At 42.7% G+C, this 25,463-nt stretch carries 29 protein-coding genes; 20 read left to right on the forward strand and 9 right to left on the reverse strand.

Annotated features, from left to right (window positions below; genetic code table 11):
• Positions 1-42 precede the first annotated feature (42 nt).
• The 3 genes from PseudUWO310_RS06530 (at position 43) to PseudUWO310_RS06540 (ending at position 2,689) form a co-directional block, all read left to right on the forward strand.
• Positions 43-1,389, forward strand: a complete 1,347-nt coding sequence (locus tag PseudUWO310_RS06530; RefSeq protein WP_142599934.1) for a methylglyoxal synthase — start codon at positions 43-45, stop codon at positions 1,387-1,389.
• Between the two features lie 330 nt (positions 1,390-1,719).
• Positions 1,720-2,025: a type II toxin-antitoxin system RelE family toxin gene (locus PseudUWO310_RS06535; RefSeq protein WP_055076375.1), complete on the forward strand. Its 306-nt coding sequence runs from the start codon at positions 1,720-1,722 to the stop codon at positions 2,023-2,025.
• A complete protein-coding gene (locus tag PseudUWO310_RS06540; RefSeq protein ID WP_223805564.1) occupies positions 1,982-2,689 on the forward strand; it encodes a Shedu immune nuclease family protein in 708 nt (235 codons plus the stop codon). Before PseudUWO310_RS06535 ends, PseudUWO310_RS06540 begins: the two co-directional genes overlap by 44 nt.
• On the opposite strand, the gene PseudUWO310_RS06545 is transcribed toward PseudUWO310_RS06540, so the two are convergent.
• From PseudUWO310_RS06545 to PseudUWO310_RS06555, 3 genes are read right to left on the reverse strand one after another with little or no spacing between them, the layout of a single operon-like run.
• Positions 2,686-3,105, reverse strand: coding sequence for a PD-(D/E)XK nuclease superfamily protein (locus PseudUWO310_RS06545; RefSeq protein ID WP_009626126.1), 420 nt, complete (start codon positions 3,103-3,105; stop codon positions 2,686-2,688). The two genes, PseudUWO310_RS06540 and PseudUWO310_RS06545, sit on opposite strands and share 4 nt — an antisense overlap.
• A complete protein-coding gene (locus PseudUWO310_RS06550; protein WP_142599935.1) occupies positions 3,102-3,995 on the reverse strand; it encodes a DNA adenine methylase in 894 nt (297 codons plus the stop codon). The genes PseudUWO310_RS06545 and PseudUWO310_RS06550 overlap by 4 nt, the downstream gene beginning before the upstream one ends.
• Before the next feature lie 39 nt (positions 3,996-4,034).
• Positions 4,035-4,751, reverse strand: a complete 717-nt coding sequence (locus PseudUWO310_RS06555) for a 2-phosphosulfolactate phosphatase family protein (protein WP_142599936.1) — start codon at positions 4,749-4,751, stop codon at positions 4,035-4,037.
• Between the two features lie 250 nt (positions 4,752-5,001).
• Here PseudUWO310_RS06555 and PseudUWO310_RS06560 point away from each other — a divergent pair, with 250 nt between their 5' ends.
• Positions 5,002-5,922 (forward strand): FTR1 family protein, encoded by a 921-nt coding sequence (locus tag PseudUWO310_RS06560; RefSeq protein WP_142599937.1) that lies wholly within the window; start codon positions 5,002-5,004, stop codon positions 5,920-5,922.
• A gap of 76 nt (positions 5,923-5,998) precedes the next feature.
• Here PseudUWO310_RS06560 and PseudUWO310_RS06565 read toward each other — a convergent pair whose 3' ends face one another.
• Together PseudUWO310_RS06565 and PseudUWO310_RS06570 are read right to left on the reverse strand one after the other, a co-directional pair.
• Positions 5,999-8,023 (reverse strand): heavy metal translocating P-type ATPase, encoded by a 2,025-nt coding sequence (locus PseudUWO310_RS06565; RefSeq protein WP_142599938.1) that lies wholly within the window; start codon positions 8,021-8,023, stop codon positions 5,999-6,001.
• Between the two features lie 235 nt (positions 8,024-8,258).
• Positions 8,259-8,669: an ArsR/SmtB family transcription factor gene (locus PseudUWO310_RS06570; RefSeq protein ID WP_142599939.1), complete on the reverse strand. Its 411-nt coding sequence runs from the start codon at positions 8,667-8,669 to the stop codon at positions 8,259-8,261.
• Positions 8,670-9,267: 598 nt separating this feature from the next.
• Here PseudUWO310_RS06570 and obgE point away from each other — a divergent pair.
• Positions 9,268-10,263, forward strand: coding sequence for a GTPase ObgE (gene obgE, locus PseudUWO310_RS06575; protein ID WP_142599940.1), 996 nt, complete (start codon positions 9,268-9,270; stop codon positions 10,261-10,263).
• A 297-nt stretch (positions 10,264-10,560) separates the two neighbouring features.
• On the opposite strand, the gene PseudUWO310_RS06580 is transcribed toward obgE, so the two are convergent.
• Together PseudUWO310_RS06580 and PseudUWO310_RS06585 are read right to left on the reverse strand one after the other, a co-directional pair.
• Positions 10,561-10,890 (reverse strand): DUF4359 domain-containing protein, encoded by a 330-nt coding sequence (locus PseudUWO310_RS06580; protein WP_055074888.1) that lies wholly within the window; start codon positions 10,888-10,890, stop codon positions 10,561-10,563.
• A 28-nt stretch (positions 10,891-10,918) separates the two neighbouring features.
• Entirely contained in the window at positions 10,919-11,746 is an 828-nt protein-coding gene (locus PseudUWO310_RS06585; RefSeq protein ID WP_263363399.1) for a 3'(2'),5'-bisphosphate nucleotidase CysQ, read from the reverse strand.
• 309 nt (positions 11,747-12,055) lie between these two features.
• On the opposite strand from PseudUWO310_RS06585, the gene PseudUWO310_RS06595 reads away from it, so the two are divergent.
• From PseudUWO310_RS06595 to mtnA, 12 genes are all read left to right on the forward strand, one after another.
• Positions 12,056-12,358, forward strand: coding sequence for a DNA-binding protein (locus PseudUWO310_RS06595; protein WP_142599942.1), 303 nt, complete (start codon positions 12,056-12,058; stop codon positions 12,356-12,358).
• Positions 12,355-12,528: a type II toxin-antitoxin system HicB family antitoxin gene (locus PseudUWO310_RS06600; RefSeq protein WP_142599943.1), complete on the forward strand. Its 174-nt coding sequence runs from the start codon at positions 12,355-12,357 to the stop codon at positions 12,526-12,528. Before PseudUWO310_RS06595 ends, PseudUWO310_RS06600 begins: the two co-directional genes overlap by 4 nt.
• 26 nt (positions 12,529-12,554) lie before the next feature.
• The gene (locus PseudUWO310_RS06605; protein ID WP_223805565.1) at positions 12,555-12,839 is read left to right on the forward strand and encodes a DNA-binding protein; all 285 of its coding nucleotides are present in this window, start codon (positions 12,555-12,557) and stop codon (positions 12,837-12,839) included.
• A 139-nt stretch (positions 12,840-12,978) separates the two neighbouring features.
• On the forward strand, positions 12,979-14,184 hold the full coding sequence (locus tag PseudUWO310_RS06610; protein WP_142599945.1) for an ABC-three component system protein: 1,206 nt from the start codon (positions 12,979-12,981) through the stop codon (positions 14,182-14,184).
• Complete coding sequence (locus PseudUWO310_RS23225) at positions 14,184-14,666, forward strand: three component ABC system middle component (RefSeq protein WP_223805566.1); 483 nt, start codon at positions 14,184-14,186, stop codon at positions 14,664-14,666. The genes PseudUWO310_RS06610 and PseudUWO310_RS23225 overlap by 1 nt, the downstream gene beginning before the upstream one ends.
• 3 nt (positions 14,667-14,669) lie before the next feature.
• On the forward strand, positions 14,670-16,631 hold the full coding sequence (locus PseudUWO310_RS06620) for a DUF3732 domain-containing protein (protein WP_142599947.1): 1,962 nt from the start codon (positions 14,670-14,672) through the stop codon (positions 16,629-16,631).
• A gap of 175 nt (positions 16,632-16,806) precedes the next feature.
• Complete coding sequence (locus PseudUWO310_RS06625) at positions 16,807-17,136, forward strand: hypothetical protein (protein ID WP_142599948.1); 330 nt, start codon at positions 16,807-16,809, stop codon at positions 17,134-17,136.
• A 63-nt stretch (positions 17,137-17,199) separates the two neighbouring features.
• Complete coding sequence (locus PseudUWO310_RS06630; RefSeq protein WP_142599949.1) at positions 17,200-17,448, forward strand: type II toxin-antitoxin system Phd/YefM family antitoxin; 249 nt, start codon at positions 17,200-17,202, stop codon at positions 17,446-17,448.
• Between the two features lie 2 nt (positions 17,449-17,450).
• Positions 17,451-17,672 carry a type II toxin-antitoxin system HicB family antitoxin gene (locus PseudUWO310_RS06635; RefSeq protein ID WP_142599950.1) on the forward strand — a complete coding sequence of 74 codons (222 nt, stop codon included), beginning with the start codon at positions 17,451-17,453 and terminating at the stop codon, positions 17,670-17,672.
• Positions 17,673-18,151: 479 nt separating this feature from the next.
• Positions 18,152-19,267, forward strand: a complete 1,116-nt coding sequence (locus PseudUWO310_RS06640; RefSeq protein WP_142599951.1) for a type III polyketide synthase — start codon at positions 18,152-18,154, stop codon at positions 19,265-19,267.
• Positions 19,268-19,445: 178 nt separating this feature from the next.
• The gene (locus tag PseudUWO310_RS06645; protein WP_142599970.1) at positions 19,446-20,189 is read left to right on the forward strand and encodes a methyltransferase domain-containing protein; all 744 of its coding nucleotides are present in this window, start codon (positions 19,446-19,448) and stop codon (positions 20,187-20,189) included.
• Between the two features lie 244 nt (positions 20,190-20,433).
• Positions 20,434-21,522 carry an S-methyl-5-thioribose-1-phosphate isomerase gene (gene mtnA, locus PseudUWO310_RS06650; protein ID WP_142599952.1) on the forward strand — a complete coding sequence of 363 codons (1,089 nt, stop codon included), beginning with the start codon at positions 20,434-20,436 and terminating at the stop codon, positions 21,520-21,522.
• 152 nt (positions 21,523-21,674) lie between these two features.
• Here the strand turns inward: mtnA and PseudUWO310_RS06655 are convergent, their stop codons facing one another.
• Together PseudUWO310_RS06655 and PseudUWO310_RS06660 are read right to left on the reverse strand one after the other, a co-directional pair.
• A complete protein-coding gene (locus PseudUWO310_RS06655; protein ID WP_142599953.1) occupies positions 21,675-22,319 on the reverse strand; it encodes a Uma2 family endonuclease in 645 nt (214 codons plus the stop codon).
• Between the two features lie 110 nt (positions 22,320-22,429).
• Positions 22,430-23,662 carry an LL-diaminopimelate aminotransferase gene (locus PseudUWO310_RS06660; protein ID WP_142599954.1) on the reverse strand — a complete coding sequence of 411 codons (1,233 nt, stop codon included), beginning with the start codon at positions 23,660-23,662 and terminating at the stop codon, positions 22,430-22,432.
• Between the two features lie 394 nt (positions 23,663-24,056).
• On the opposite strand from PseudUWO310_RS06660, the gene PseudUWO310_RS06665 reads away from it, so the two are divergent.
• From PseudUWO310_RS06665 to PseudUWO310_RS06675, 3 genes are all read left to right on the forward strand, one after another.
• Positions 24,057-24,674, forward strand: a complete 618-nt coding sequence (locus PseudUWO310_RS06665) for a hypothetical protein (RefSeq protein ID WP_055074874.1) — start codon at positions 24,057-24,059, stop codon at positions 24,672-24,674.
• A gap of 132 nt (positions 24,675-24,806) precedes the next feature.
• Positions 24,807-25,028 carry a hypothetical protein gene (locus PseudUWO310_RS06670; protein ID WP_055074873.1) on the forward strand — a complete coding sequence of 74 codons (222 nt, stop codon included), beginning with the start codon at positions 24,807-24,809 and terminating at the stop codon, positions 25,026-25,028.
• Positions 25,028-25,438, forward strand: a complete 411-nt coding sequence (locus PseudUWO310_RS06675) for a type II toxin-antitoxin system VapC family toxin (RefSeq protein WP_142599955.1) — start codon at positions 25,028-25,030, stop codon at positions 25,436-25,438. Before PseudUWO310_RS06670 ends, PseudUWO310_RS06675 begins: the two co-directional genes overlap by 1 nt.
• Positions 25,439-25,463: the final 25 nt, after the last annotated feature.

Consider the following 25,463-nt stretch of genomic DNA (forward strand, 5'->3'; position numbering starts at 1 on the left):
ACTTTTGACTCGATTCTCAAGAATTTTAAATATCATAAAACAATGCCAACTTCCATTGCTCTCATCGCTCATGACTCCCAAAAAGCTGACATGATGGCGTTAGCCCAAAAGTACCAAACGACCCTATCGCGCTATCACACTATTGCTACTGCCAATACTGGTAAACAGGTTCAAGCCGCCACTGGACTACCGATAGAACTCATAAAATCGCAGCGGGATGGCGGAGATATTCAAATTACGGCTCGTGTGATTGCAGGGGAGATTGCCTGTGTTCTTTGGCTCTGCGATCCCGATCAACTGCAAACGATCGCTGCTAGTCTTCTTAATCTATTGCGGATATGCCAAATCTATAACGTTCCACTTGCTACCAATCTCTCGACCGCTAATGCTTTGTTACAGTCTCTCCAAAAAAGTCGCGTCGCGCATCTGATATTTAATCCCGTGGCTGGACAGGGGAATCCTGATGCAGATCTGGCGATGATTCGTCAGATATTGGAGCCGCAGATCCAATTGAACGTTATTTTTACAAAACCTGATTTGAATCCGACCGATCAGGCAAAAGCGGCGATCGCTTCGATTCAAAGGCGGCGATCGCTAATTTCTGACACTAATTTTGTCATTGCCTCTGGTGGCGATGGAACGATCTCCGCCGTTGCCAATGCTCTCATTGGGACGGGGATTCCCCTTGGGATCATTCCTAGAGGTACTGCTAATGCTTTTTCCGTCGCTTTGGGCATTCCCACAGGGGTAAAGCAGGCTTGCGAAACGATCCTTACGGGCAATACTTGCATTGTGGATGCCGCCCGTTGCAATAGTTCTCCCATGATTTTGCTGGCTGGTATTGGCTTTGAAGCAGAAACGGTCGAACGAGCCGATCGAGAGATGAAAAATCTCTTAGGTCCTCTTGCCTATCTCATTGCGGGAGCGCAACAACTGTTGGAACAAAAACTCTTTGCGGTTGAGGTGGAAATTGATGGTTCCGTTACTGAATTTCATTGCGGCGCGATGACAATTGCTAATGCTGCCCCACCGACCTCAGTATTGGCGCAAGGATTGGGAGAAGTGATTCCCAATGATGGATTATTGGATGTGACGATCGCGGTTTCCAAAAATGAAAGTCTCACCCTTACCGATCGCCTATTAGCGATCGATGTTATTGGTAAGCTATTTACTTCTGCATTAGTGAAAACGCCGATTGAGAATGAAGTTTTAGCCTGTTTTAGAACGAACAAAATCAAGGTAACGGCGACTCCACCTCAAAAAGTAGTAGTTGATGGCGAGATAATTGGCACAACTCCAGTGGAAATAGTATGTATTCCCGATGGATTAACTCTTTTTGCTCCATTGGTGAACAGCCTCATTCCCGCGAAAAGGTCAGATGAAGCTTAGCGAAGTTCTTTTTGCCTAAGGCAAAAAGAACTTATTGATAGTACAATCTTCTGCTCGCAGTCAAAAAAATATCCTGAGAATGCGGGTAGAATTCTTGAAATGTACTTCAAAACCTCAAATATAGCTGCCGCCAGTTTTGTCCTATACAGTTGGCGGCAGCTATATGAGTGGCGGCGCTTCGCGCCGCCACTCATATTTGGGGTTTTACAGCAATGAGCATTTTCATGGTTCATGATAGAATTTTTATGCTAACCAAGTGTTAGACCTAAAAACCTTAGATGAAACTTCAGGTTTTATAGTTTTATTGATACGACTTAGGAGTATCTAGCCATGTCAAATAAAGTTGTATTACTCGACAAAGCCCAAATAAGTCTGGATAGCTTGCAAAAACAAGATTATTTGAGAGTTATCAAAACGATCGAATCCTTAGCGACTTTTCCTTTTAATACGTCACTACAAGTACATAAGTTGCATTTAAAGGAGAATTATTTCCTCGCAAGAGCAGGCTTAAAGTATCGATTGATTTTTCAGTGTCAAGACGATGAAATAATAGTCACTGATATTGTCAATCATGATCGACTACAAAGATTGTATGGCTCCATATCAAAGAAGGAACTTACAATTGAAACCGCTTGATTCTTTCAACTTTGACGTAAGAAGATGTATTACTGAACTTAATGAGTTTGAAAAGCTTCTCGATAAGGAAGAACTTCGAGAAGCTCAAGATGTACTACCATTTTTTAGAAGTAATTTACATCTATCGGCATTTATAGCTTCTTATGTAGCAGGAATAGTGAAATTTGATAGGATTAAACATGAATTTGCCGTTTTTGGCGATTTTCGTGCCGATCTAGTTGTTGGGGACTCGGTCAGTGGGACTTACTGCTTTATTGAATTTGAAGACGCTACTAAAAATAGTATTTTTGTCGAAAAGGGGCGAAGTACGTCTGATTGGTCTCCTCGATTTGAGCATGGCTTTAGCCAAATTGTTGACTGGTTTTGGAAGCTTGATGATTTTAGAAATACTGCCCAATTTCGTGCTGTTTTTGATAGTGATAGTATCAATTTTTATGGAATGCTAGTAATCGGTAGAGAGTCTTTCCTGTCACCTATAGATAAAAATCGACTTAAATGGAGATTAAACAAGGTGTTGATCGATTCTCAAAAAATAATTTGCATCACTTTTGATCAATTAGCTAGAGATATCAAAGATAGATTATCTTTATACCAACTAAGTTATGAGTCAGATTTATTTACGGAAATCGATTCTGATTTATTAGATATAGAGGAAGATGCTTAAAGCTTGCCCATATTGGCTTTCATGATAAATCGCTCAAGGGTGACAATCTCTACACGATCGCCATAGGGAATATATTGCTGTAAATCTCCTGAGATATAGAATTCGCGCAATGTCCAACCTTCGCCACCGAGAACTAAATAAGCTTTTTGATAATTGGGATTCTGTTCCATCGCATCCATTAAGCAAATTACCTCAAAGGGAACCTTCTGCTCGGCAGTGCCACCCACTTGCTGCCACTTTAAGGAAATTAAAATATTGCGATCGCCCCGATTTGCTACTACATCAATTTTATGTTTACCTCCGCCTGGACGGCTGCCGATATATTGCTGAGACTGGGAGAGATAGCCTCCGTAGATTAAAGAATGCAATACCATTTGTTCTAAAACGGCTCCAGTCTCAGTATTGCGAAGACTCATGATAGTTCTAGCCCCCAGTCGATTCCCTTGCTAAACCCTTTATAGGCGAGCATTTCCTTGGCGGGGACGCGATCGCCATTACAACTAATTCTTCTAGGAGCATCGAGAATTTTATACTCAAATCCCAGATCTTTGTAGAGGGAAAGAATGCGATCGGTTGCTTGATTAGAAGCGATCGCAGGGCAGTTTTGATTGGCTAACCATTGGGCTAAGCGCTCTTGTTCTGACCATTCAAAGCCATTTTTAGAATATTGTCGAAATTCTACATCGTAGGGAGGATCGGCATAAATTAGATCGTTTGCCGCAATTTTGATTTTGCCAAAATCTATGCTGGTAAACTTCCATTGTGAAAGTGTCGGTTTATAGGCGCTGAAATCGGAATTGTAATTAATGGTTTTATATTTCCCAAAGGGAACGTTAAATCCCCCCTTTTGATTAAAACGACATAGCCCATTATAACCAGTGCGGTTGAGATAGTAGAAGAGTTGCGCTGCGGTGCGAGTATTTCCCTCTCCATTCAGAATCAACCGATTGAATTCATCCCGTTGGGCGTAATAAAAAGTGCGGTCATATTTCGTCTCAATATCCAAACATAAACCCCTCTGTAACCATTTGTAGAAGTTGATTACATGGGGATTGATATCATTGAGTAAAGCCTGTTTCGGTTGTAAACCTAAAGCGATCGCTAATCCGCCACAAAATGGTTCTACCAATCGGCGATCGCTATATTTCTGCCAAGTATTCTGCAAATATTGGACGAGCCAGCGCTTACCACCAGCCCATTTCAAGGGAGGGGTAAGGCGTTCTGGTCTTACCGTAGATCCAGTGATATTAGCCACTTGTTTTGCTGAGGGCGTTATGAGCAGAGATGAGCGCGGCGACAGTGGCATGGTAAACAGGGAAATTAATGCTTACCTAATCTAGTACCACTAGGCAGCAACTAGCAAGCCTGCACTAGATTGCTTTGGCAATACATCAACCACATCCAACTTGGCACAGTAGGCGATATCTTCCGCACCATTGAGGTTTAGTAGGCGTTTACCGTGGCTAGCTTGATAAAACAGCTCCTCCACCTCTCCTTTCCATGTCTTGTACAGCGTTGCCGCCGCTACCGCCTCATCGTTACCAAAATCAGCTTCGTCTTCGAGGTTAGCCGCGATCGCACCTGCGCAGGTCGTATCCTCTAGGGAATAACTACCTTCCCAGCCAGAACCGACGATCCACACTGTCTCAGGCTTTGTTTCGCGCAAATATTTCAATACCGAACCGAGATTAATCATCGCGCAGGCTAAAACACTTTTAGCATTCTGGACTTTTTGGAGCGATCGCGTACCATTGGTGGTGCTCATAAAGATCCGTTTGCCTTTCACCACATCAGGCGTAAAGTCAAAGGGAGAATTTCCCAAATCAAACCCTTCTACCGTCTTTCCCCCCCGCTCGCCGACTCGGATCCGTAATTCTGGTGGATGCGCTTCGCTCACCCGTAAAAGCTCGTCAAGATCGGAGAATACTTGCACTCCTTCGGCTCCCGCAGCAAGGGCTGTGGCGATCGTAGTAGTTGCTCGCAAAATATCAACGGCGATCGCGCAGTCTGGATTCCCTTCAGTCGGAACTAACTCAGGGGTGTGATAAACAAAGATTTTCATTTACGGATCTAATGGTTGAGCTATCTACTATAAATTAAACTCTATGATCGTTTGTTTTGCAAGTTGGCAAGGACAAGAAGGGCTGAATTGCCTTGATTTTCCGATCATTTCCTCGCGTTACAATTAAGTAGCTAGGCATAAATAAACTTAAAACCTAGAAGAGCGTACCGCCCGCTACGCAGGCGGTACGCTCTCTGGTTTTGTTTTTTAATTATGCTGATCTACTTAGGAGCTTTAGGAAAAGTTAGTTATGGACTTTAGTGCCGCCTTACCAATTTTTGCAATTACCTTACGTGAAGGCGTAGAAGCTGCCCTCGTGGTAGGGATTGTCATGGCATATCTCAAAAAAGCCGATCGCAGTGTACTCAATCCTTGGGTGTATGGCGGTATTGCTACAGGTGTATTGGCGAGCTTTGTCGTCGGTATATTACTAAACTGGTTTTTAAAACAGGTCGAAGGTACTGATCCCGCTCAAGCTGCTTTTTACGGGCAATTGTGGCAGGGGATTTTAGGGCTTACGGCGATCGCGATGTTAAGTTGGATGTTGGTCTGGATGACTGAAAATGCTAAGGCTCTGAAGGGGGAAATCGAGGGGAAAATCGGTAAGGCGATCGCGAATGAACAAACAGCAGGTTGGGCGGTGTTTGTGCTGATTCTCATTGCGGTCTTGCGCGAGGGTTTTGAAGTAGTCATCTTTATTTCGGCAAAGTTGCAAGGCGGAGTTGTCCCGATTGTCGGGGCGATCGCGGGCTTAGTTGGAGCCGTGGCGATCGGAATTGCCCTATTTCAATTTGGAATTCGGATCGATCTAAAAGTCTTCTTTCAAGCGATGGGAGTTTTCCTGTTACTGATCGTTGCAGGGCTAGTCATCAGTGCGATCGGACATCTCGATAGGGCGATCGCTGCCTATGCCGAACTCTCACAGACTTCTATCTGTTTTCCTGCATCTTCTACTGTGGAAATGAGTTCTTGCTTGTTGGGTGGTTTGGTTTGGGATGTGCATGATGTTCTACCCGATAAAGAATTTCCAGGAATATTACTTAAAGCGATGTTTGGTTTTCGCGATCGCTTATTTTTAGGACAAGCGATCGGCTATTTCACTTTCCTATTCTCTGCGGGATTTCTCTATTTCCAAAGCCTCACCGTCAAGCCTATTCAGAATGTTAAGTAATCCCCAAGATGAGTGGCAGCGCGAAGCGCCGCTACTCATCTTGGGCTAGGGGCGGCGCTTCGCGCTGCCCCTAGCCTTATTTCAGAACTCTAGTGGCATTAGCGATCGCCGCTAAAGCCACACCAACATCGGCAAAAACTGCTTCCCACATCGTTGCCAAGCCGAAAGCCCCAAGTACGAGAAATATAGCTTTCACGGACAATGCGAAAATGATATTTTGCCAGACGATGCTGTGGGTTTTACGGGCAATTTGAATCGCTTCAGCGATCTTGGTCGGAGAATCATTCATAATCACGACATCCGCCGTTTCAATCGCCGCATCGGAACCCAAACCGCCCATGGCAATACCGACATCCGCCCGAGCGATTACAGGCGCATCATTGATGCCATCGCCCACATAAATTGCTTTCTCTGATTTGCCTAATTTACTGATAATCTTCTCGAATGCATCGACCTTTCCTTCAGGCAACAGTTCCGCGATGTAGGAATCGAGTCCTAACCTGCCTGCAATATCGGCAGCTACACCATTGTTATCCCCAGAGAGCATGATTACTTGCTTGATGCCGATTTTATGCAGATTTTGGATTGCCTCGATCGCATCGTCTTTGATTTCATCCGCAGCGATAATGTAACCTGCATATTTTGTATCTACGGCAAGATGCACCACGCTACCTGATACTTTGCAAGTATCGTGGGCAATGCTTTCTCGATGAAGGAGGCGATCGTTGCCAGCAATCGTCAAGCGATCGCCTAGCATCGCCCGAATCCCATGCCCAGCAATTTCTTCGTAATGGGAAACCTTGGTTAAATCCAATTCTCCTTTGTAGGCTTCCTTAATCGACTGCGCGATCGGATGGGTCGATTGGGCTTCGATATGACCTGCAATAGATAGTAATTCATCTTGGCTAAAGCCCTGTTCGGGGACGATCTGCGTTACTTTAAAGGTTCCCTTGGTTAAAGTTCCCGTCTTATCGCAGACAACCGTTTTTACATCGTTTAAGACATCTAAGAATGTCGAACCTTTGATGAGAATGCCGCGTTTCGCAGCCCCACCTATACCGCCAAAATAGCCAAGGGGAATGCTAATCACCAGACCACAGGGACAAGAAATCACCAAAATGACTAGGGCGCGGTATACCCATTCAGCTAGGTTTGCCTTAGGAATCAGCAGTGGGGGAACGATCGCGATCGCTAAGGAGATAAATACCACAATCGGCGTATAGATCTTGGCAAATTTAGTGATTAATTTCTCGGTTTCCGCCTTTTTGCTACTGGCATTTTCGACTAAATCGAGAATTTTTGCGATCGAGGACTCTCCAAATAACTGGGTGACTTGAATCTCTAAAATTCCAGTTTTATTGATGGTTCCTGCAAGGGCAATATCTCCTACGCGGACAGAACGCGGTATGGATTCGCCCGTGAGTGCTGAAGTATCTATTTGCGAAGTTCCCGCAATCACGAGACCATCGAGGGGAATCTTTTCGCCTGCGGTAACTGTAATGATGTCGCTGATCTGGACTAGATCGGGAGAAGTCTTAGTAATTACGCCATCAACTTTTAGGTTGGCATAGTCGGGACGAACTTCTAAAACCGCTTTAATTGATCGCCTTGAGTTGCCTACCGCATAGTCTTGGAAGAGTTCTCCTACTTTAAAAAACAACATCACACCGACCGCTTCAGGCAATTGATGAATGGCGATCGCTCCCAATGTGGCGATGGTCATCAAGAAGTTCTCATCAAAAATTCTACCCTTCAGAATGTTCCTGCCAGCAGTCATCAGCACGTTCCAACCGCTTAATAAGTAGGCAGGAATCAGAATCAAATACTCTGCCACGGCATAGGGCGTATTATGCAGTTGCTCGTTGTAAATGGAACCAATCAAAAACAGGACAATCACCACAAGCACGGGAATAGCTTCTTTCTGGAGATCGAATTCCTCAGAACCATGACTATGATCATGTCCGTCATGCCCATCATGGTCATGACTGTGATTATGCCCGTGATTCTGAGAGCTTTGAGGGTGTTGTGCCCCTTCGTCATGAGCGTGATGATGGCTCTTAGCGCTTTTAATCGGCTCGTCACCGCAACAATTTTTCCCCATACCTATACCTGAATACTTGAACAACTATTCAATAGATTAGCAGTAAACTGGTGTAATACCAAAGCTCAAAATGGTTTAGCCATTTTGAGCTTTGAGAACCATTACTGGGTTTGGTTTTTATAGCTGCCGCCAACTGTATCAGGACATAAAAGAGAGTTGCCGCGCTCCGCGCGGCAACTCTCTACAAAACTGTCGGAAGCAAGCGCAATTATGGCGGGATCGCCATAATTGCGCTTTAAGACTCAACTTCTTGCAAATGGTCGGCAACTTCTCGGTAGAGATTGACAATATGCTCGTCTGCAAGGCTGTAATAAACATTGCGTCCTTCCTTGCGGTATGTGACTAATCTCGCCGATCGCAAAATTCGCAGTTGATGGGATACTGCCGAATCGCTCATTTTCATAGCGATCGCTAGATCGCAAACACATAATTCCTGTTGGGCGAGAGCCGATATGAGGCGCAGTCGATGGGGATCGGATAACACCGCAAAAAAATCTGCCATTTGTTGAGCTTGCTTGAGCGCGACTAGCTCAGACTGGCAAGCTGCTACTTTATCTAAATGCACCAGATGAATTTCACAGTTTGGCGCATCATCAGTTTTGGCAGACTGGGTTCTGGCAGACTGTGGTTTCGATTTGGCTGGCATGGCAATAAAATTTGATAATAATTTAATGATAATTTAACAATAAAAATTGATAATCATTTTCAACTTTAATATTAACTTAGGCGATCGCCTAATACCAATCCCCAAAAGTATGGCTACTCTTTTGGGGATTACAACCCAAACCCAGTAAGGGTTTTAAAATTACAAAATGGCTACGCCATTTTGTAATTTGGTATAAGTAGCTAGGCATAATTAAAAACCAGAGCCAGAATCTGTAGCGCACGCGGAGCGTGCGCTACAGATTCTGAGGTTTGCGTCTGGCTACTTAGGCTAGGACTTAAACTCCAAAGCGAGAAGAGAGCTACGTCGTAGTCCTCTTCTCGCTTTGGGGTTGTAAGTTTATTTGTTTTAGCCAGTTATACCAATTCACGAAAGTGTGACAACACTTTTGTGAATTAAAAACCAAACCTAGTAATACCAAAACTAAAAATGGCGTAGCCATTTTTAGTTTTGGTATTACTACCCTAATCGCTGCATAATAGAAATAAAACCAATGAAGACGATCCTGTAAGTTAAGTAAGTTAAGTGGATTGTCTCGGTTAAACAGAGCAAGCAATTAGAGCAAGCAATTGAGTTAGCAATGCATTTTATTGACCGCGTTACGATACAAGTGAAGTCTGGAGATGGTGGTGATGGGCTAGTCGCATTTCGCCGCGAGAAATATGTACCTGCGGGTGGTCCAGCAGGTGGCAATGGCGGTAATGGTGGCTCGGTGATTTTGCAGGCAACAACGGATCTGCAAACCCTCTTAGATTTTCGCTTTGAGAATATCTTTAAGGCTGAAAATGGTGAACGTGGTGGACCTAGTAACATGACGGGGCGCAAAGGCAACGATCGCGTGATTAAAGTTCCCATCGGTACGGTGGTCATGAATGAGGAGACGGGCGAAGTTCTGGGCGATCTCACTGAGGTGGGTCAAACTCTATTTGTGGCAAAAGGCGGTAAAGGTGGACTGGGAAATAAATATTTCTTGAGTAATCAAAATCGGGCTCCTGACTACGCCTTACCAGGGTTGCCAGGAGAAGAACTCACCCTCTATCTGGAGTTAAAGCTGATCGCGGAAGTGGGGATCATTGGTTTACCCAATGCTGGTAAATCGACGCTGATCTCCGTCGTATCGGCAGCTCGTCCTAAAATTGCTGATTATCCCTTCACTACCCTTGTCCCAAATCTCGGTGTTGTGTCTAAACCATCGGGCGATGGGATCGTTTTTGCGGATATTCCTGGATTAATTGAAGGCGCATCTGACGGAATTGGCTTAGGGCATGACTTTTTGCGTCATGTCGAACGCACAAAGTTGCTCATTCATCTGATCGATGTCACCCAAGAGGAGCCTCTAAAGGCTTATCACACCATTCAAGAGGAGTTAGAGGCTTATGGTCACGGCTTAGCGGATAAGCCGCAAATTGTGGCGCTAAATAAGATCGATGCGATGTTGCCTGAGGATGTGGAGGCGATCGCGGCGCAGTTCGATTTTCCGATTCTCTCCATTTCGGCTGCCTCGAAAAAGGGACTAGATAAGCTGCTGCAAGGGGTCTGGAAGCTATTGGAGCAGTTCGATCTCGACAATCCCTAATTCATCATCCTAATCCATAAAACAATCCATAAAAAAACATAAATTCTGTGCATCGCACCGACTCTAATACCAATTCACGAAAGTGTGACAACACTTTTGTGAATTATAGCTGTCGCCAAATGTATTAGGACATAAACCCCAAGAATTGAGTGGCGGCGCTTTGCGCCGCCACTCAATTCTTGGGGTTTGATTTGTCTTCATTCAAGTGACTGTAGCTATAAAAAACAAACCCAGTAAGGGTTTTCAAAGCTCAAAATGGCGTAGCCATTTTGAGCTTTGGTATAAATCCTTTCCTTTTTATTTGAACATGAAGAAATTGCCAAAAACGGCGAGGGTAGTTATTTTTTTGTTGGGCATATCCGTTTCGTACAGACTAAACAATCCAAAGTTTTGCTGTTTGGTGGCATTACCGATGACGGGTTTGAGTGCTACTTTGCCTTGGGAGATCACAAACTTGCAAGACTGCTGAACGGTGATCGGGATATTGTCACCCCCACAAAGGGAGTTTTTCCCCGTTTCGGAAAATTGCTCGGTGGCATATTCGACATAGCGCTCTTTACTAGGGTTGGTGGTCGCCATGATCCCAGCGATCGCGATACCCACAATTAAAACTGTTTGTAATTTCATTTTGTAATTGCATAATGGCAATCGAAAATTATTTCATGATTGGCGCGATCGCTTCTTGGCTGATTTGGCAAATTTCCCGATGACAATGCCCGTTGCTGGCGACGATTGTCCCCCACTGGCGAAGTTCGAGATTGTTGTAAGACAGCAGGGATAGGTCGGAATGGGTGAGTTGTCCACCTGCTTCGGTGAGAATGATTTCGGGAGCGCAGTAGTCCCAATCCTTAGGGGCAGATTTGCCCGAAACAGAGATATAGACATCGGCATGACCCGAGGCGATCGCTGCAAATTTACCGCCAATGCTACCAACGGCAATTTCGGCTGCTTTGGGTAGTTGGTGGAGAATGTTTTCTAGTTGGTAGTTGCGGTGGCTGCGGCTGGCGACTACTACCATTTCGGTGAGGGCGATCTTGTTGGAAACTTTGATCGGTTGCCGCAAGCCGTCCCTAGTCTCGATATAGGCTCCATTGCCTAATATGCCCTGAAATAGACGATCTTGGGCGGGGGTTGCTACGAGTCCGAGTACGGGACGCTGGCGATAGGTTAAGCCAATATGTACGGCAAATTCGTTGGTGCGGCGAATAAAGTCACTTGTGCCATCCATTGGATCGATAATCCATACCCATTCATGATCGAGGCGATCGATATTATCCTCAGTTTCTTCACTGAGGTATGCAAAGTTATCCGTGCCAAAGGTTTGCTTTAGCTGGCTCAAGATGAAATCATTAGCCGCTAAATCGGCGGAGGTGACGTTGCCTTCTTCGCCACCTTTAAAGGTGATTTCTAGGTCTTGTGGCTCTTGGTAATACTTCATCAGAATATCTCCTGCTCCCCAAGCGATCGGGCGAGTCAGTGACATAATTTCGTTTAAATTCAGCATCTTGAATTTTGGTGAAGCTAATGATTTGTACTATAGCGTAACCAAATACAAAAAAGACATGAAAGTCCTTATGGGAGATATCCATACTGTTAATCTCATGATTAAAAAAACAAAACATGAGGGGGTAATGTCTGCTAAGTAGCTAAGCATAAGTAAACTTAAAACCTAGAGGAGCGTACCGCTCGCTACGCGGGGCAAGTTGCCTCTGTGATGGTGCTGTATTGTGCGGTGGTGATAAAAGTACGCAGGATCGAGATATTAAGTTATCTAAGAAGTATTGGAGAGATTATGCAAAGCGTGAAGGTTCCGACAAGTAGAGATTATCAAGAGTATTTAGTTAATTCGCTCAAAGATCCTGAAAGGGTGGCTGGCTATATTGCGGCAATTTTGGAGGAATCCGATCCTGAGCCTGAGTTGTTGGCTTCGGCGCTTGATGATGTGGCGATCGCTTTGGGCGGTGAAGGAGATCGCTCATGGGTGAAAGATTTCAGCGCAAGTAATAAAAGTCAAGCGGTGTATGAGTTGGCGGCTTGGTTGAATAGTTTTGGGCTAAAATTAACTGTAAGTGTCAAGCAATTGGAGCAAGCATGAAATTTCAAGTTATTCTTGAACCAAGTGAAGATCTAGGCTTTACGGTTTATGTGCCGTCCTTACCAGGTTGTATCAGTGAGGGCGACTCTCTTGAGGAAGCGCTCGAAAATATTCAAGAGGCGATCGCGCTTTATCTAGAACCTGTTGAGGATGATTTGCTGATGTCTTAACGGACAAGGCTTTAGGAGGTTGGAGTATGAGCATGGGACAGATTAAAACTCACGAAGATTTTTTGATTGAGTCTCTCAAAGATCCTGAGGAGGCAGCGGCTTATGTGTCTGCTGTTTTAGAAGAGGAAAAGCCTGAGATTGATTTGTTGCCTTTATGTTTAGGTCATGTTGCGATCGCTTTGGGTAATGATGGCGATCGCGCCTTGGTAAAAGATTTTGGCGCAAGTGGTAAAAGTCAAGCGGTGTATGAGTTGGCGGCGTGGTTGAATAGTTTGGGGCTAAGGCTAGTGGTGACGGTTAAACCAAGTTAACTAGATTTTTTATGAAATTTAAGACACAAAAAAATGACTGCGGTGGGCAAAGATTGTTTAACTGTTGGATCAAAAGATTGAAAATTTCGTCGATATAGATCAATATAGGGCTAAAAGTTATTTAGCTTAGAGCAAGCAAATGGCTAATAAATTCTCAGCGAACGCACCAACATTGGGATATCTGTATCAAATCAGATATGCTCTTTTCGTGCTGCTACAGAGAATTGCAAATGAACCAGATGCTAAAATCTCTATTGAGATTTTAGATGATGTTGCTTTTGAAGATAACGGTCAACCACTTGAGTTACACCAACTTAAGCATCACATAAACATAAAGAAGGAAGCTTCGCTAACTAACTCTAGTACGGATTTATGGAAAACTATCCGTATTTGGAGTGAAAATCTTGACAAAAATTCTAATGTCTCTCAAGAGATAGCTCTCATACTCGTTACAACTGCTACAGCTCCAAACGGTTCTATTGCTAGTAAGTTGCGGCATGGTAGCTCTAGAGATGAAGGAGAAGCTTTAGGTGAAATGTTAAAAGTCATAAAAGATTCAAGATCTGTAAGTAATCAGCCTTGTTACAACGCTTTTAAAAGCCTATCAAAAAAGCAACAGCAGTTTCTAATTAGTAAAATACAAATAGTTGATCAATCTCCAAACATTGCTGATCTTGAAGACAAAATCGTAAAAAGGCTTAGACTCTCTACACGGTTTCCTCAAGCCTTAAAGTCTAGGCTTGAAGGTTGGTGGTTTGAACGTACAATCAATCATCTTATGGATGATAATCATGCTCCTATCAGTGGCATTGAATTACAAAGCAAGATTGACAGTATTTCAGATGAGTTACGACCCGATACTCTTCCAAATGACTTTCCTGTATTAGTTGAAAAAGATGAAACTGAAATCGCAAGCAGTGACCGCATATTTGTCGAACAACTACGGTTGATTATGCTGGGGAATACTAGATTGAGGTTTGCAATTGGCGATTATTATCGAGCTTTCAGTCAGCGCACAAAATGGCTTGATGACGGACTAATACTACCAGATGAGTTGGAAAAATATGAGGATATATTGGTAGGTGAATGGCGTAGACAATTTGAAATCATGAAAGAAGAACTGCCAAATGGTTTGCCTAGTGAAAGTAGAATGATTGAACTTGGTAAGTCTCTATTTAAATGGGCAGAGACAAATAATCATACTCCAATTCGTCGTGATTTTTTGGGTGACTTCTCGCGCGGAAACTATCATATCTTATCCAATCAACTTAAGGTGGGATGGCATCCAGATTTTCAAAGTCGGTTAAGTCACTTGATCACGCAAGCCGTAACCCAAATAGTATGATGACAAGCTGGGAATTAAGACCTACTGATGTTGCAAATCTATTTAATCCTGCTTTTTGTGGGGAGATAATTCGTGTATGTGTTAAGTCTTATAATAAGGAATCTAACGAACCGTTCCCATATCTTTTAAGCTTTCTAATTTTACCAACTTTGCTATATAAAGACGTGAGACAGACTATGCAAGGTCGTTATCTTAATACTTGGCTACAGCAGAATATTGAAGTTCGCATTAATTTTGCTCAACGTACTAGATCTTTGGTTCCAATTACCCAAGAATCAATTGTATTTTTACTACAGATTGGTCTGCTAAATCTTGATCAAAATGGTGGTTTAGAAGCAAGAAAGTTTAGAAAATCTTCTAGTAAAAGTCAAAACGAGTTTCCGATTTCAGATTTTTATGAAAAATCCGAACTTTTGGGTAAATGGTTTGCTAGAGTAGGAGACATACGATCAATTTATATCATGTGGGGAATTCAGCCTTAGTTTATGCAAATACTAGACATTATTCTTTATTCAAAACATGGTGAAAGACGCATTTTACCTTTGAGGCAGGGGGGAATTAATATTATTACTGGTAGATCTAAAACTGGTAAGTCAGCTCTTATAGATATTGTAGATTATTGTCTGGGTAGTAGCTCTTTTAATGTTCCCGCAGGCGTTATCAGAAATACTGTAGATTGGTTTGCAATTCGGATACAGTTTGCATCTTGTCAGATGTTTATCGCTAGAAAAAACAAATCTGCGTATTTGATTGAAGCCAATGAAATTACAATTCCCGAAAATATTCCTGCTCAAAATATAACTTCTGAAGCTATAGAAAAACACATAAACAGTCGATTGGGTATTTCTCCAAATCTAAACATTCCTCCAGATACTCAAACTCGCCGTCCATTAGAAGCAAATTTTCGTCATGCTCTATTTTTTAGCTTTCAAGATCAAAATGATCTAACCGCAAAAAATAGGTTATTTCATCGCCAAGATACTTTTTTACTGCAATCTATTAAAGACACTCTCCCATATTTTCTTGGTGTTATTCGAGAAGATACCTTAGCATTACAGCAAGAATTAAGAAAAGCAACAAGGAAATTAAGTCTATTACAGAGACAACTGCGTGAAAAAGATTTAATCAAAGGAGAAGGAAGTAGCCAAGCTATTAAGTTGATTTCAGAAGCAATAGAGTCTGGACTAATAAATTCTAATATAGAAATACCTACAACTATCGAAGAGCTAGTTTCTTTGTTACAACAAGTCTGCTTGACAGAATTAAATGAGAATTATGACCCCGAAAATTCAGATAGAGAGTATGAACTAAGGGATAGAGCAAGAGAACTGCAAGAAGAAATTGAACAGACCAAATCTATGATTCAAGCTGCCAAAATTCATGCTCAAGAAGCTGAAGGATATACATCAGCAGCAGAACAACAACAATTAAGACTTGAGTCAATTGGTCTTTTCGATGGCATATTACAAAAATCACCTCACAATTCGTCAATATGTCCTTTGTGTTCACAAAATATGCTTCAGCCAATCCCAAGCGCTGATGCCATTAAGAGATCATTGATGAATCTTAGTAGGGATTTGGAGTTTGTTGAAAGAGATAGACCAATATTAAGAGATTATATTGACAATCTTCAGATAGAACTAGAGGCTAAAATCTTAGAACGCAGAAGTACTAATGCAGCTTTACAAGGAATTATAAATCAGCAAGAGGAATCAAGAAGATGGCAAACAATTATATCTAATCAAAGTAGAGTCATTGGAAGAATAAGTCTTTGGCTAGAGAATATAAATATTGAAGATGAGACTCATGAAATAAACTCTCTTATTTCTCAGTTAGAAGCAAGAATAGAAGAAATAGAGGATCTCCTTGATTCAGACAACAAAGATGAAAGAATGGAATCTATACTTACTCGCATTGGAAACCGCATGAAAATCTGGGCAACAGAGATGGAGTTAGAGTATGTTGACGAAGAATCAGCGATAAGACTAGATCTTACTAGAGGAACAGTAGTAGTTGAAGGTGCAGTAGAAGATGGAGTTTCTCAAAGTCGCAGAATTCCAATGTCTCAAATGGGTAGTGGAGAGAATATTTTAGGCTATCATCTAATTGCTCACTTAGCACTACACAAGTTTTTTGCAGATAATCACCGTCCCACTCCTAGATTTTTATTTATTGACCAACCCACACAAGTTTATTATCCCGAAGATAGACTAGAACTCTTAAATAGTAGAGAAGATGGTGATTTGCAAATTCTTGATGAGTCTGATAGAGACAAAGTTCAAAGAATGTTTAGATTTATTTTTAAAGTAGTGAATGAACTAGCCCCTCATCTTCAAGTTATTATCATGGATCATGCAAATATTTTAGAAGATGACGAATTCCAAGAATCTATTGTAGAGATTTGGAGAGATGGGAATGCTTTAATACCACTTTCTTGGATTCAGTAATCCCTAAACTTTTCTGTTTGCCCTTTGTATCAAGACTGCAAATCAAGAGATCGCCCAACTCTGCCAAATCCTAGAACCAATCCAAATACGCCCATTCACAGGAGGACAAACTACCCAAGAACTCATAACCAAAATCAATGCTTGGCTATCTGAAATGTAAAACAGGAGAAATAAAATGAATACTTCAACAATTGCCCCAATTACCACATTACCCAAAAATCTTCCCCTTGATGGCGCGATCGCTATAACACTACAAGACGGAGTAATGATCTTTCGCGCATCGCAAAACATCCAACAGCGCATCGAGAACCTACTCGACAAACGCGAAGAAAACCCACTTACTGAAACAGAAGAACAAGAACTAGACGACTTTGCCGCGATCGATGACTATCTCAGTTTTGTCAATCGGATGATTCGCAATAACTTCCTTATGACAAGTGAATCATCATTATCAAAAGATTGGCTTAGCGAAGAAGAAAATGAAGCATGGAAAGACTTACCCTGAAATACTGATCAGTCCCTAAAAGTTTACTGCCACACAATCACATCAATCGAATAGAGAAATAAAATGGATTACTTACTACTTCAAGAAGCTACCGAAAACTTTAATAACTTAATTAATCAAGTCAGCACAAACCATAAACCAGTAATGATTAAAGGCTCAGAAAATGACGTAGTTATGATTTCTAAAGAAGACTGGGCAGCAATCGAAGAGACTATCTATCTTAACTCTATACATGGATATATAGACTCGCTTAAAGAGGTCATGACTAGCCCCAGAAGTGAGTGGGTAAATGCTCAAGAGCTAGGATTGTAATCATGAAAGACTATCAAATCAACATTTTTTACAGCGAAGAAGATGGGGCTAATATTGCCGATATCCCTGATTTGAAATATTGCTCAGCGATCGCAGAAACTCCACAGCAAGCCCTCAATGAAGTAATGCTAGCTAAAACTGCATGGCTTGAAGCAGCAAAGGCAGAAAACAAAACAATTCCCAAACCGCGCTATCGCCCTGTAATTTATCAAATCGTTGCTTAGAATGGCGCGATCGCCATAACACTACAAGACGGAGTAATGATCTTTCGCGCATCGCAAAAAATCAAAAAACGCATTGAGAACCTAGAAACCCTCAAAGCCCAAGTTCGCGATCGCGCAAAGCTATAGAGGTGGTAAATTCGTTTGATTTGTTTGATTTAATAATCGCCGTATATTTTTCTATCATTTCTCAAGGTTGCTAATCGGGAAATATTTGCGAACTTAGACCTAGAAACACCCGCTAGAGTGAAGATATACCTCTACTTTCTAGGTTTAAGCATTATCATAGGATATACATTTCATTTTTGTTAGCGATACCAATCACTTTAGGTGAGATGAAACTTAAGAAGAGCAGAACTCAATCCCCACAAGGTTTTGCCTTTAAGGATCGTCTTGATTTTTTTAAGTCGCTAGAGAATTAATTCCTTAGCGGTAAAAAGTTTGATATCTGTTTATTCCTAGACCTGAGGCAGTTTAACCCAATGTATACAGTTTTAGAAGCGATCGCCACTGCCAATCCTCCCTATAAACTCACCCAGTCTGAAGCCGCAGACTTTATGTTAAAAACCGAAAGCTTGTCTGCTGCGATTAGAAAAAGAATTCCCTCCATCTATGCAAATTCAGGAATCGACTATCGCTATAGCTGTCTCGCTGACTATGGCGGCAATCTGCCAGAATTTGAACTCTATCCCCAAAATTGGGAACTCTCACCCGCACCGACCACCTTCAGCCGCAATCAGAAATATACACTTTATGCCCCTAAAATCGCTTTGCAAGCTGCCCAACAAGCGATCGCTGAAGCAGACAATCTGCAACCCGAAGACATTACCCATTTAATCGTCGTTAGTTGTACGGGCTTTTCTGCTCCTGGTATCGATATTCATTTGATGAAACAACTGGGGCTTAGGGCAACGATTTCCCGAACGATGATTGGATTTATGGGCTGTCATGCTGCCTTTAATGGACTGAGGACTGCCGATGCTATTTGTCAGAGCGATTACAAGGCAAAAGTTCTCTTGGTCTGTGTGGAGCTATGTTCGTTACATTTTCAAGTCGCGGACACCCTAGAAAACACAATTATCAATGCCATTTTTGCCGATGGAGCGGCGGCGGCAATTCTCTCTTCCCATCCCTTTGCGGAGGCTGAAGGCAAACTTGCCTATACCGATGGCTATAGTTTCTTGATCGATAATACTGAGGAGTTAATGAATTGGACGATTGGTGATACGGGCTTTTTGATGGGATTATCGCCTAGGGTTCCCGATATTGTTGCCGATTACTTGCCCAATTATCTACAAAACTTTTTAGATCCGCACCATCTCACCCTAAACGATCTCGATTTTTGGGCAATTCATCCTGGAGGAAGGAGAATTATTGAAAAGATTCAGGCAGGCTTTGGCTTAAGCGACTCTATGGTGAGCGATTCCTACGAGATTTTACGTCGTTATGGGAATATGAGTTCACCCACGGTGCTATTTATTTTAAAAAAGATTTTAGAAAGAAATCGGGCGGGAATCCATGCGCCGTTACAGAATGGGATTGGCTTAGCTTTTGGGCCTGGACTATCGATTGAAGGATGTCTATTTCAGATAGTCTAAAGAAGTACTAATATCAATTCCCAAAATGGCAACGCCATTTTGGGAATCTCAAAATCTTACAGGGTTTCTTTTTAATTCCTTGAAGTTTTGGCTCACTTCAGTGAATTGGTATAATCTAGAGATGAGTATAGGTGGTGCAAAGCACTGCTTATACTCATCGGAAATAATAGGAGCAGATATGCCTTCATTCCAAATTCGCACCGATCGCGATGAATTAATGGATGATTTCACCATAAAGGATGAGCGTCTTACCGATGCGTTGGAACAACTTCGCCCGATTAATCAACTCCTTGGTGGTTATGAGACGACCATGGCAGTTCTCGCTCCATTTCTACGATCGCAATCAAAAGCAAAACCAAATCAAACAATTCGCATCCTTGATTTAGGCACGGGGATTGGCGATTTCCCTGAATATATCGTGCGTTGGGCGGCGGCGCAGTCTCCTGCGATCGCTGTTGAAGTTGTGGCGATCGATGCCAATCCTGTGACCGTAGATTATGCCCGCGCCGCTCTCGCCAAGCGAATGCCGCTTCCACTACAAGCCAAAATCAAGGTAGAAGTAGCGGATGCTTTAGCGCTGCCCTATGCCGATCGCGAGTTTGATGTGGCGATCGCAGCGATGTTTTTACACCATTTTGCCCATGACAATGCCGTGCAAATTGTGCGATCGATGCAGCGCGTATCCAAGCAAGGAATTCTCATCAACGATCTCCATCGTCATCCCCTTGCCTATTATGGGATTTATGCGCTGACAAGGATTTTGCCTGCGGCTCCCATGGTTCGCAATGATGCGCCACTGTCGGTATTACGGGGATTCAAATTCCCTGAATTAGTAAATATTGCCGAATCCGCAGGCTTGAATAATTTTTCCCTCAAGTGGCGCTATGCCTTCCGTTGGGTATTACATACCGTGAAGTTATAGCACTATAGCTACAGTCACTTGACTTAGGACAAATCAAACCCCAAGAATTGATTGGCGGCGCTTTGCGCCGCCAATCAATTCTTGGGGTTTATGTCCTGTTAGACTTGGTGACAGCTATAGGAACCGTAACTTTTGAGCAATCTTTATGTTGGTAAATCCTGAGAAAAAAATTTGCTCTTAGGTTCATTCTAGAGCATCATGAAAGGAGATGGCGATATTATCCGAGGACATCCGAGGAGAACCTATGAATTCTACTTATAAAGCATTTTGGTTAGAAGCTGGCGATCTCATCGTCATCGACCAAACCCAACTTCCCTTTCGATTTGTGACGAAAACCCTCAAAACTAGCGCCGATGCAGCCCTTGCCATTCAGGATATGACCGTGCGGGGTGCAGGGGTAATCGGTAACGTGGCTGCGTTTGGGGTGTACTTGGCTGCTAGGGAAAGTAAGGGCGATCTCGATCGGATTAAACCCCTTGCGGCAGTTATTCGCAGCGCTCGTCCGACAGCCGTAAATTTGATGTGGGCGGTCGATCGCTTGATTTCTGTTCTCGACAAAGCTCCTGCCAATAGCGATCTAGTAGAAGTAGCTCTGAAAGAAGCGATCGCCATTGCCGATGAAGATGTCATAGGAACCCGCAATATTGGTAGATTTGGCTGCGAACTAATAGAGGCGATCGCCAAAACTAAGCCTAATGGTGAACCCGTTAATATTCTCACCCATTGCAATGCGGGATGGTTAGCGATCGTCGATCGCGGTAGTGCGTTAGCTCCCATTTACGAAGCAAGCGATCGGGGGATTAATATTCACGTATGGGTCGATGAAACCCGTCCGCGCAATCAGGGGGCAAATTTGACCGCATGGGAACTGGGGCAGTCGCATATTCCCCATACCCTCATTGCTGACAATACGGGTGGATTATTAATGCAATATGGCAAGGTCGATCTCTGTATCGTAGGAACCGATCGCGTTACCCGCAGTGGTGATGTGGCAAACAAAATCGGCACTTACCTAAAGGCTCTGGCGGCTTTTGACAATCAAGTTCCTTTTTACGTCGCTTTGCCCAGTTCCACCTTTGATATGCAAATCTCGGACGGTATCAAGGAGATTGCCATTGAAACCCGCAGTGCTGACGAGGTTCTCTATATGCAAGGTCTATTGGATGATGGCAATATCGGCAAAGTCCGTGTCGCCCCCCTTGAAACCACGGCGCTAAACTATGGATTTGATGTTACTCCCGCTAAATTTGTGACGGGATTGATTACGGAGCGCGGTATTTGTGAAGCTGCGGAAACGGCGATCGCAGGAATGTTTCTCGATCTCATTCCTTAAGCTAGAGATGCTAAATCTATCTTGAATAGTTTTGGCGATCGCTTACAGCAATTATCGATCAAACGAACCACAGGGAAATTTTTGAAAGCGTTGCTTCGCAACGCTTTCAAAAATTTCCTTGGTTTGGGCTTGAGCGCAGAGCGCGGTAAAGCTTAAAATTTAATCCGCCGATAAATTTCTGACATCGGAAGTTCTAAGTTCAAGCTCTGTAAATGTATAGCCTGCTCTAGGCGATCGCATATTTCTAATTGCCAGCGATCGCGATTATTTTGGTTGTTATTTTGGCGATCCAGTTGGTAATACTGCTCCACATAGGGTTCTGATTGACTGACGAGCAAATACTCGCAGAAGCTAGGAATAGAGCGATATTTTCTAAACTTGTCGCCGCGATCGTAGCCTTCGGTTGAGGGAGATAGAACTTCCACAATCAATAAAGGATTTAGAATTTCATCAGTGCGATCTTGATTAAATACGGGTTCGCCATTAACAACCATGAGATCGGTGTAAGTACCGCAGTTATAATCAGAAATCCATACTCGTAAAGCGCTGTTGTATAACTGAAAATCAGTATCTCTAAGCAAAAATCCTAGGTAACTCAATAGATTGACTGAGATCGTGCTATGAGTTTCTGTTGCTCCAGATATAGTAATCATTTCTCCGTTGCGATATTCATAACGTTCCTCAGATGTTTCAGCGATCGCCCGATATTCTTCAAGGGTCATGCGAACTTTGCCATCTGAAGCTTCAGATTCTGGAGATATATTTTTGGCGATCGGTTTAGCTTGAGCGATGACCATGATCGTACCTCTGAGAATGGCGTAACGTTAAGATCTAATTATAACGCTGAGAATTCCCAAAACCAGAACATGTACCGCCCGCGTAGCGGGCGGTACATGTTCTTAGCTATTTATTTGAATTTGTCGAGAATGCGGCGCATGGCTTCATTCACGTTATCGCGACTGTTGAAAGCCGAAATGCGGAAGTAACCTTCACCTGCCGCGCCAAAGCCAGAGCCGGGGGTTCCTACTACATTGCAGCTTTGCAAGAGCTTATCAAAGAAATCCCAACTGGTCAGCCCTGTGGGAGTCTTCACCCATACATAGGGAGCATTCTCGCCACCATAGACAGCCAAACCTGCTTCGGTCAATTTCTCACGGATAATCTTGGCATTTTCCATGTAGAAGTCAATTAAGGCTCTAGTTTGCGCTTTTCCTTCTTCAGAATAGACTGCCTCCGCACCACGTTGAACGATGTAGGAAACGCCATTAAACTTAGTGGATTGACGACGATTCCAGAGCTTCCATAATTCGACGTTAGAACCGTCTTTCGCTTTGCCGATCAAGTTCTTAGGAACTACGGTTAACGCGCAACGAGTACCCGTAAATCCTGCATTCTTGGAGAAAGAACGGAACTCGATCGCACATTCCTTAGCGCCTTCAATTTCGTAGATCGAGTGAGGAAGACTAGGATCGCTGATAAATGCTTCGTAGGCGGCATCAAAGAAGATGATTGAACCATTGGCGCGAGCATAATCAACCCATGCTTGCAAATGTTCCTTAGTGGCAGTTGCGCCTGTGGGATTGTTGGGGAAGCAGAGATAAATCAGATCGACTTTTTGAGTAGGAATCTCGGCAGTAAAGTTGTTTTCGGCAGTGACGGGCAAATAAACTAAGCCTTCGTATTCGCCTTTCTCGTTGATATCGCCTGTATGCCCTGCCATGACGTTGGTATCCACATACACGGGATAGACAGGATCGGTAACGGCGATAATATTGTCATCGCCAAAAATATCGAGAATGTTGCCGCAGTCGCACTTGGAGCCATCGGAAATAAAAATCTCGGAAGCGTCAATATCACAGCCTCTTGCCTGAAAATCATTGGCGGCAATCTTTTCACGCAACCATGCGTAGCCTTGTTCGGGACCATAGCCCTTAAATGAACTGCGATCGCCCATATCTTCAACCGCTTTGATCATGGCATCACGACATGCCTCTGGCAAGGGTTCGGTGACATCGCCAATGCCAAGGCGGATCACTTTTGCGTCAGGATTTGCCTCGATAAAGGCGTTTACCCGTCTTGCAATTTCGGGAAACAGGTAGCCTGCCTTGAGTTTGAGATAGTTGTCGTTAACGGTAGCCATGATGGATGAGTTAATCTTTTTTGATTTTTGTATAGTTTTATATTATGCCTTGATGAAGTTGCTAATGCGAACAATCAATAAATGACAAGCATGATTACGACGATCGCTTTTTGTGGCACACTTCAAAGGAAAGTTGCGATCGATAAAAGCAAACATCAAATTCCATAAAAAAGTTGACTTGTCCTAAAATTATGAGACTAGGCATTGCATAACGTGTAATTTTTCGGCTCGGCTTAATTGTCGTAATAGCGGCATTAATTCGATCATGGTCATAGATTTAATACAATAACGAAACTACGGCTCATGCTCTTGGTAATTTGGAAGTAGTGTTAGGTTGGTTGCATTATATTTTTCAAAATTGCGAAAATAATCTAGAAAATAAGGATTAAAAAACATGTCATTTAGTCAGTACAAAAGTTTAGGCGAGACCCTTAAGGAATTAGAAATTTCCTTCGTAGAAGAAGACTTTATGCAAGAAGTTCCCTTTGATATTCGTGATTATTTTCTGACAGATCTTGAGTTTATGTTAAACGAGGGAGTCGTGGATAACTCTGAGTATGCCATTTGCGAGAATTTGATCTATCCTATTTTGAAGGAAGTTTGGAAACCTCTTGCTAAAAAGTTTACGTTGTGGAGTCATCAATATCTTAACTACACTGAGAACTTAACTGGCTTTCCTGAATACATTTTGGCAAAGCGATCACCTCTTGGCAAAGTGGTATTTGATAAGCCCTATTTTTTACTGATCGAAGCTAAACAAGATAATTTTGATGCGGCTTGGGGGCAGTGTTTAGCAGAAATGTATGCCGCCCAAAAGTTGAATAATCTAGAAGCATTAACTGTCTTTGGGATTACTTCTAATGGTAAATTTTGGCAGTTTGGGAAACTTGATCGCACTACTTTTACTCGCAATAAAATCTTTTATAGCATTCAAGAGATACAGCATTTGTTTGCGGCGGTTAATTTTATTTTTCAAGACTGCGATCGCCAGTTAAGCGCGATCGCTGTCTGAATAGCGGCATTAATTCGGTCATGGGCATAAATTTAGTCCAATAACTTACAACAAGTATACTTTTGCTTTCTGTGTTTGCGTATTTTTAAACTAGATTACAATTTATACAAAGTAATCTTTAAATTCTTTGTTATGACATCACAAGAACTACAAAAACAAGCCTTGCAGTTGCCAATTAGCGATCGCTGGCAGTTGGTGCAAACTCTTCTAGAGTCTCTAAAACGCGAGTCTCAACCAAGTGTAAAACGCGGTAATCTATCGAGCCTTAGAGGTATAGCCAAAAGTTCGGCTGGAATGGATGAACTTGATGCTAAGGACGATTATGTTAACTATCTCACTGAAAAATACCAGTAATGCGAGTTCTGATTGACACTAATGTTGTTCTTGATTTCTTGCAAGAACGTGAGCCATTTGTAAAAGATACAGCGAGATTGTTTGCGCGAATTGATGCTGGTGAAATTGAGGGATTTATTGCTGCGACGACAATCACCAACATCTATTACATTGTCCGTAGAGCCGCAGGAATGGATGCAGCCCACAATGCGATCGCACAAGTCTTAGCGGATCTAAATATTTGCCCTGTAGATCGAGATGTTTTAGAACAGGCTATCAAACTTAATTTTCGAGATTTTGAGGATGCGGTGCAATATGCTTGTGGAGTTGTACATAGTGTGGATGTAATTGTAACTCGTGATGTATCTGGGTTTATCAGTGGAGATATTCCAGTAGTTTTGCCGAAAGATTTTGATGATTTTACGATATAATAGATGCTCGTCTATATCCCTTGTT

The organism is Pseudanabaena sp. UWO310 (assembly GCF_006861605.1).
GTDB lineage: Bacteria > Cyanobacteriota > Cyanobacteriia > Pseudanabaenales > Pseudanabaenaceae > Pseudanabaena.

Excerpts from the sequence above, each read along its gene's own strand:
- PseudUWO310_RS06530 (WP_142599934.1), top strand. The coding sequence starts at position 43 with ATGCCAACTTCCATTGCTCTCATCGCTCATGACTCCCAAAAAGCTGAC.
- PseudUWO310_RS06535 (WP_055076375.1), top strand. The coding sequence starts at position 1,720 with ATGTCAAATAAAGTTGTATTACTCGACAAAGCCCAAATAAGTCTGGAT.
- PseudUWO310_RS06540 (WP_223805564.1), top strand. The coding sequence starts at position 1,982 with ATGGCTCCATATCAAAGAAGGAACTTACAATTGAAACCGCTTGATTCT.
- PseudUWO310_RS06545 (WP_009626126.1), bottom strand. The coding sequence starts at position 3,105 with ATGAGTCTTCGCAATACTGAGACTGGAGCCGTTTTAGAACAAATGGTA.
- PseudUWO310_RS06550 (WP_142599935.1), bottom strand. The coding sequence starts at position 3,995 with ATGCCACTGTCGCCGCGCTCATCTCTGCTCATAACGCCCTCAGCAAAA.
- PseudUWO310_RS06555 (WP_142599936.1), bottom strand. The coding sequence starts at position 4,751 with ATGAAAATCTTTGTTTATCACACCCCTGAGTTAGTTCCGACTGAAGGG.
- PseudUWO310_RS06560 (WP_142599937.1), top strand. The coding sequence starts at position 5,002 with ATGGACTTTAGTGCCGCCTTACCAATTTTTGCAATTACCTTACGTGAA.
- PseudUWO310_RS06565 (WP_142599938.1), bottom strand. The coding sequence starts at position 8,023 with ATGGGGAAAAATTGTTGCGGTGACGAGCCGATTAAAAGCGCTAAGAGC.
- PseudUWO310_RS06570 (WP_142599939.1), bottom strand. The coding sequence starts at position 8,669 with ATGCCAGCCAAATCGAAACCACAGTCTGCCAGAACCCAGTCTGCCAAA.
- obgE (WP_142599940.1), top strand. The coding sequence starts at position 9,268 with ATGCATTTTATTGACCGCGTTACGATACAAGTGAAGTCTGGAGATGGT.
- PseudUWO310_RS06580 (WP_055074888.1), bottom strand. The coding sequence starts at position 10,890 with ATGAAATTACAAACAGTTTTAATTGTGGGTATCGCGATCGCTGGGATC.
- PseudUWO310_RS06585 (WP_263363399.1), bottom strand. The coding sequence starts at position 11,746 with ATGTCACTGACTCGCCCGATCGCTTGGGGAGCAGGAGATATTCTGATG.
- PseudUWO310_RS06595 (WP_142599942.1), top strand. The coding sequence starts at position 12,056 with ATGCAAAGCGTGAAGGTTCCGACAAGTAGAGATTATCAAGAGTATTTA.
- PseudUWO310_RS06600 (WP_142599943.1), top strand. The coding sequence starts at position 12,355 with ATGAAATTTCAAGTTATTCTTGAACCAAGTGAAGATCTAGGCTTTACG.
- PseudUWO310_RS06605 (WP_223805565.1), top strand. The coding sequence starts at position 12,555 with ATGAGCATGGGACAGATTAAAACTCACGAAGATTTTTTGATTGAGTCT.
- PseudUWO310_RS06610 (WP_142599945.1), top strand. The coding sequence starts at position 12,979 with ATGGCTAATAAATTCTCAGCGAACGCACCAACATTGGGATATCTGTAT.
- PseudUWO310_RS23225 (WP_223805566.1), top strand. The coding sequence starts at position 14,184 with ATGACAAGCTGGGAATTAAGACCTACTGATGTTGCAAATCTATTTAAT.
- PseudUWO310_RS06620 (WP_142599947.1), top strand. The coding sequence starts at position 14,670 with ATGCAAATACTAGACATTATTCTTTATTCAAAACATGGTGAAAGACGC.
- PseudUWO310_RS06625 (WP_142599948.1), top strand. The coding sequence starts at position 16,807 with ATGAATACTTCAACAATTGCCCCAATTACCACATTACCCAAAAATCTT.
- PseudUWO310_RS06630 (WP_142599949.1), top strand. The coding sequence starts at position 17,200 with ATGGATTACTTACTACTTCAAGAAGCTACCGAAAACTTTAATAACTTA.
- PseudUWO310_RS06635 (WP_142599950.1), top strand. The coding sequence starts at position 17,451 with ATGAAAGACTATCAAATCAACATTTTTTACAGCGAAGAAGATGGGGCT.
- PseudUWO310_RS06640 (WP_142599951.1), top strand. The coding sequence starts at position 18,152 with ATGTATACAGTTTTAGAAGCGATCGCCACTGCCAATCCTCCCTATAAA.
- PseudUWO310_RS06645 (WP_142599970.1), top strand. The coding sequence starts at position 19,446 with ATGCCTTCATTCCAAATTCGCACCGATCGCGATGAATTAATGGATGAT.
- mtnA (WP_142599952.1), top strand. The coding sequence starts at position 20,434 with ATGAATTCTACTTATAAAGCATTTTGGTTAGAAGCTGGCGATCTCATC.
- PseudUWO310_RS06655 (WP_142599953.1), bottom strand. The coding sequence starts at position 22,319 with ATGGTCATCGCTCAAGCTAAACCGATCGCCAAAAATATATCTCCAGAA.
- PseudUWO310_RS06660 (WP_142599954.1), bottom strand. The coding sequence starts at position 23,662 with ATGGCTACCGTTAACGACAACTATCTCAAACTCAAGGCAGGCTACCTG.
- PseudUWO310_RS06665 (WP_055074874.1), top strand. The coding sequence starts at position 24,057 with ATGTCATTTAGTCAGTACAAAAGTTTAGGCGAGACCCTTAAGGAATTA.
- PseudUWO310_RS06670 (WP_055074873.1), top strand. The coding sequence starts at position 24,807 with ATGACATCACAAGAACTACAAAAACAAGCCTTGCAGTTGCCAATTAGC.
- PseudUWO310_RS06675 (WP_142599955.1), top strand. The coding sequence starts at position 25,028 with ATGCGAGTTCTGATTGACACTAATGTTGTTCTTGATTTCTTGCAAGAA.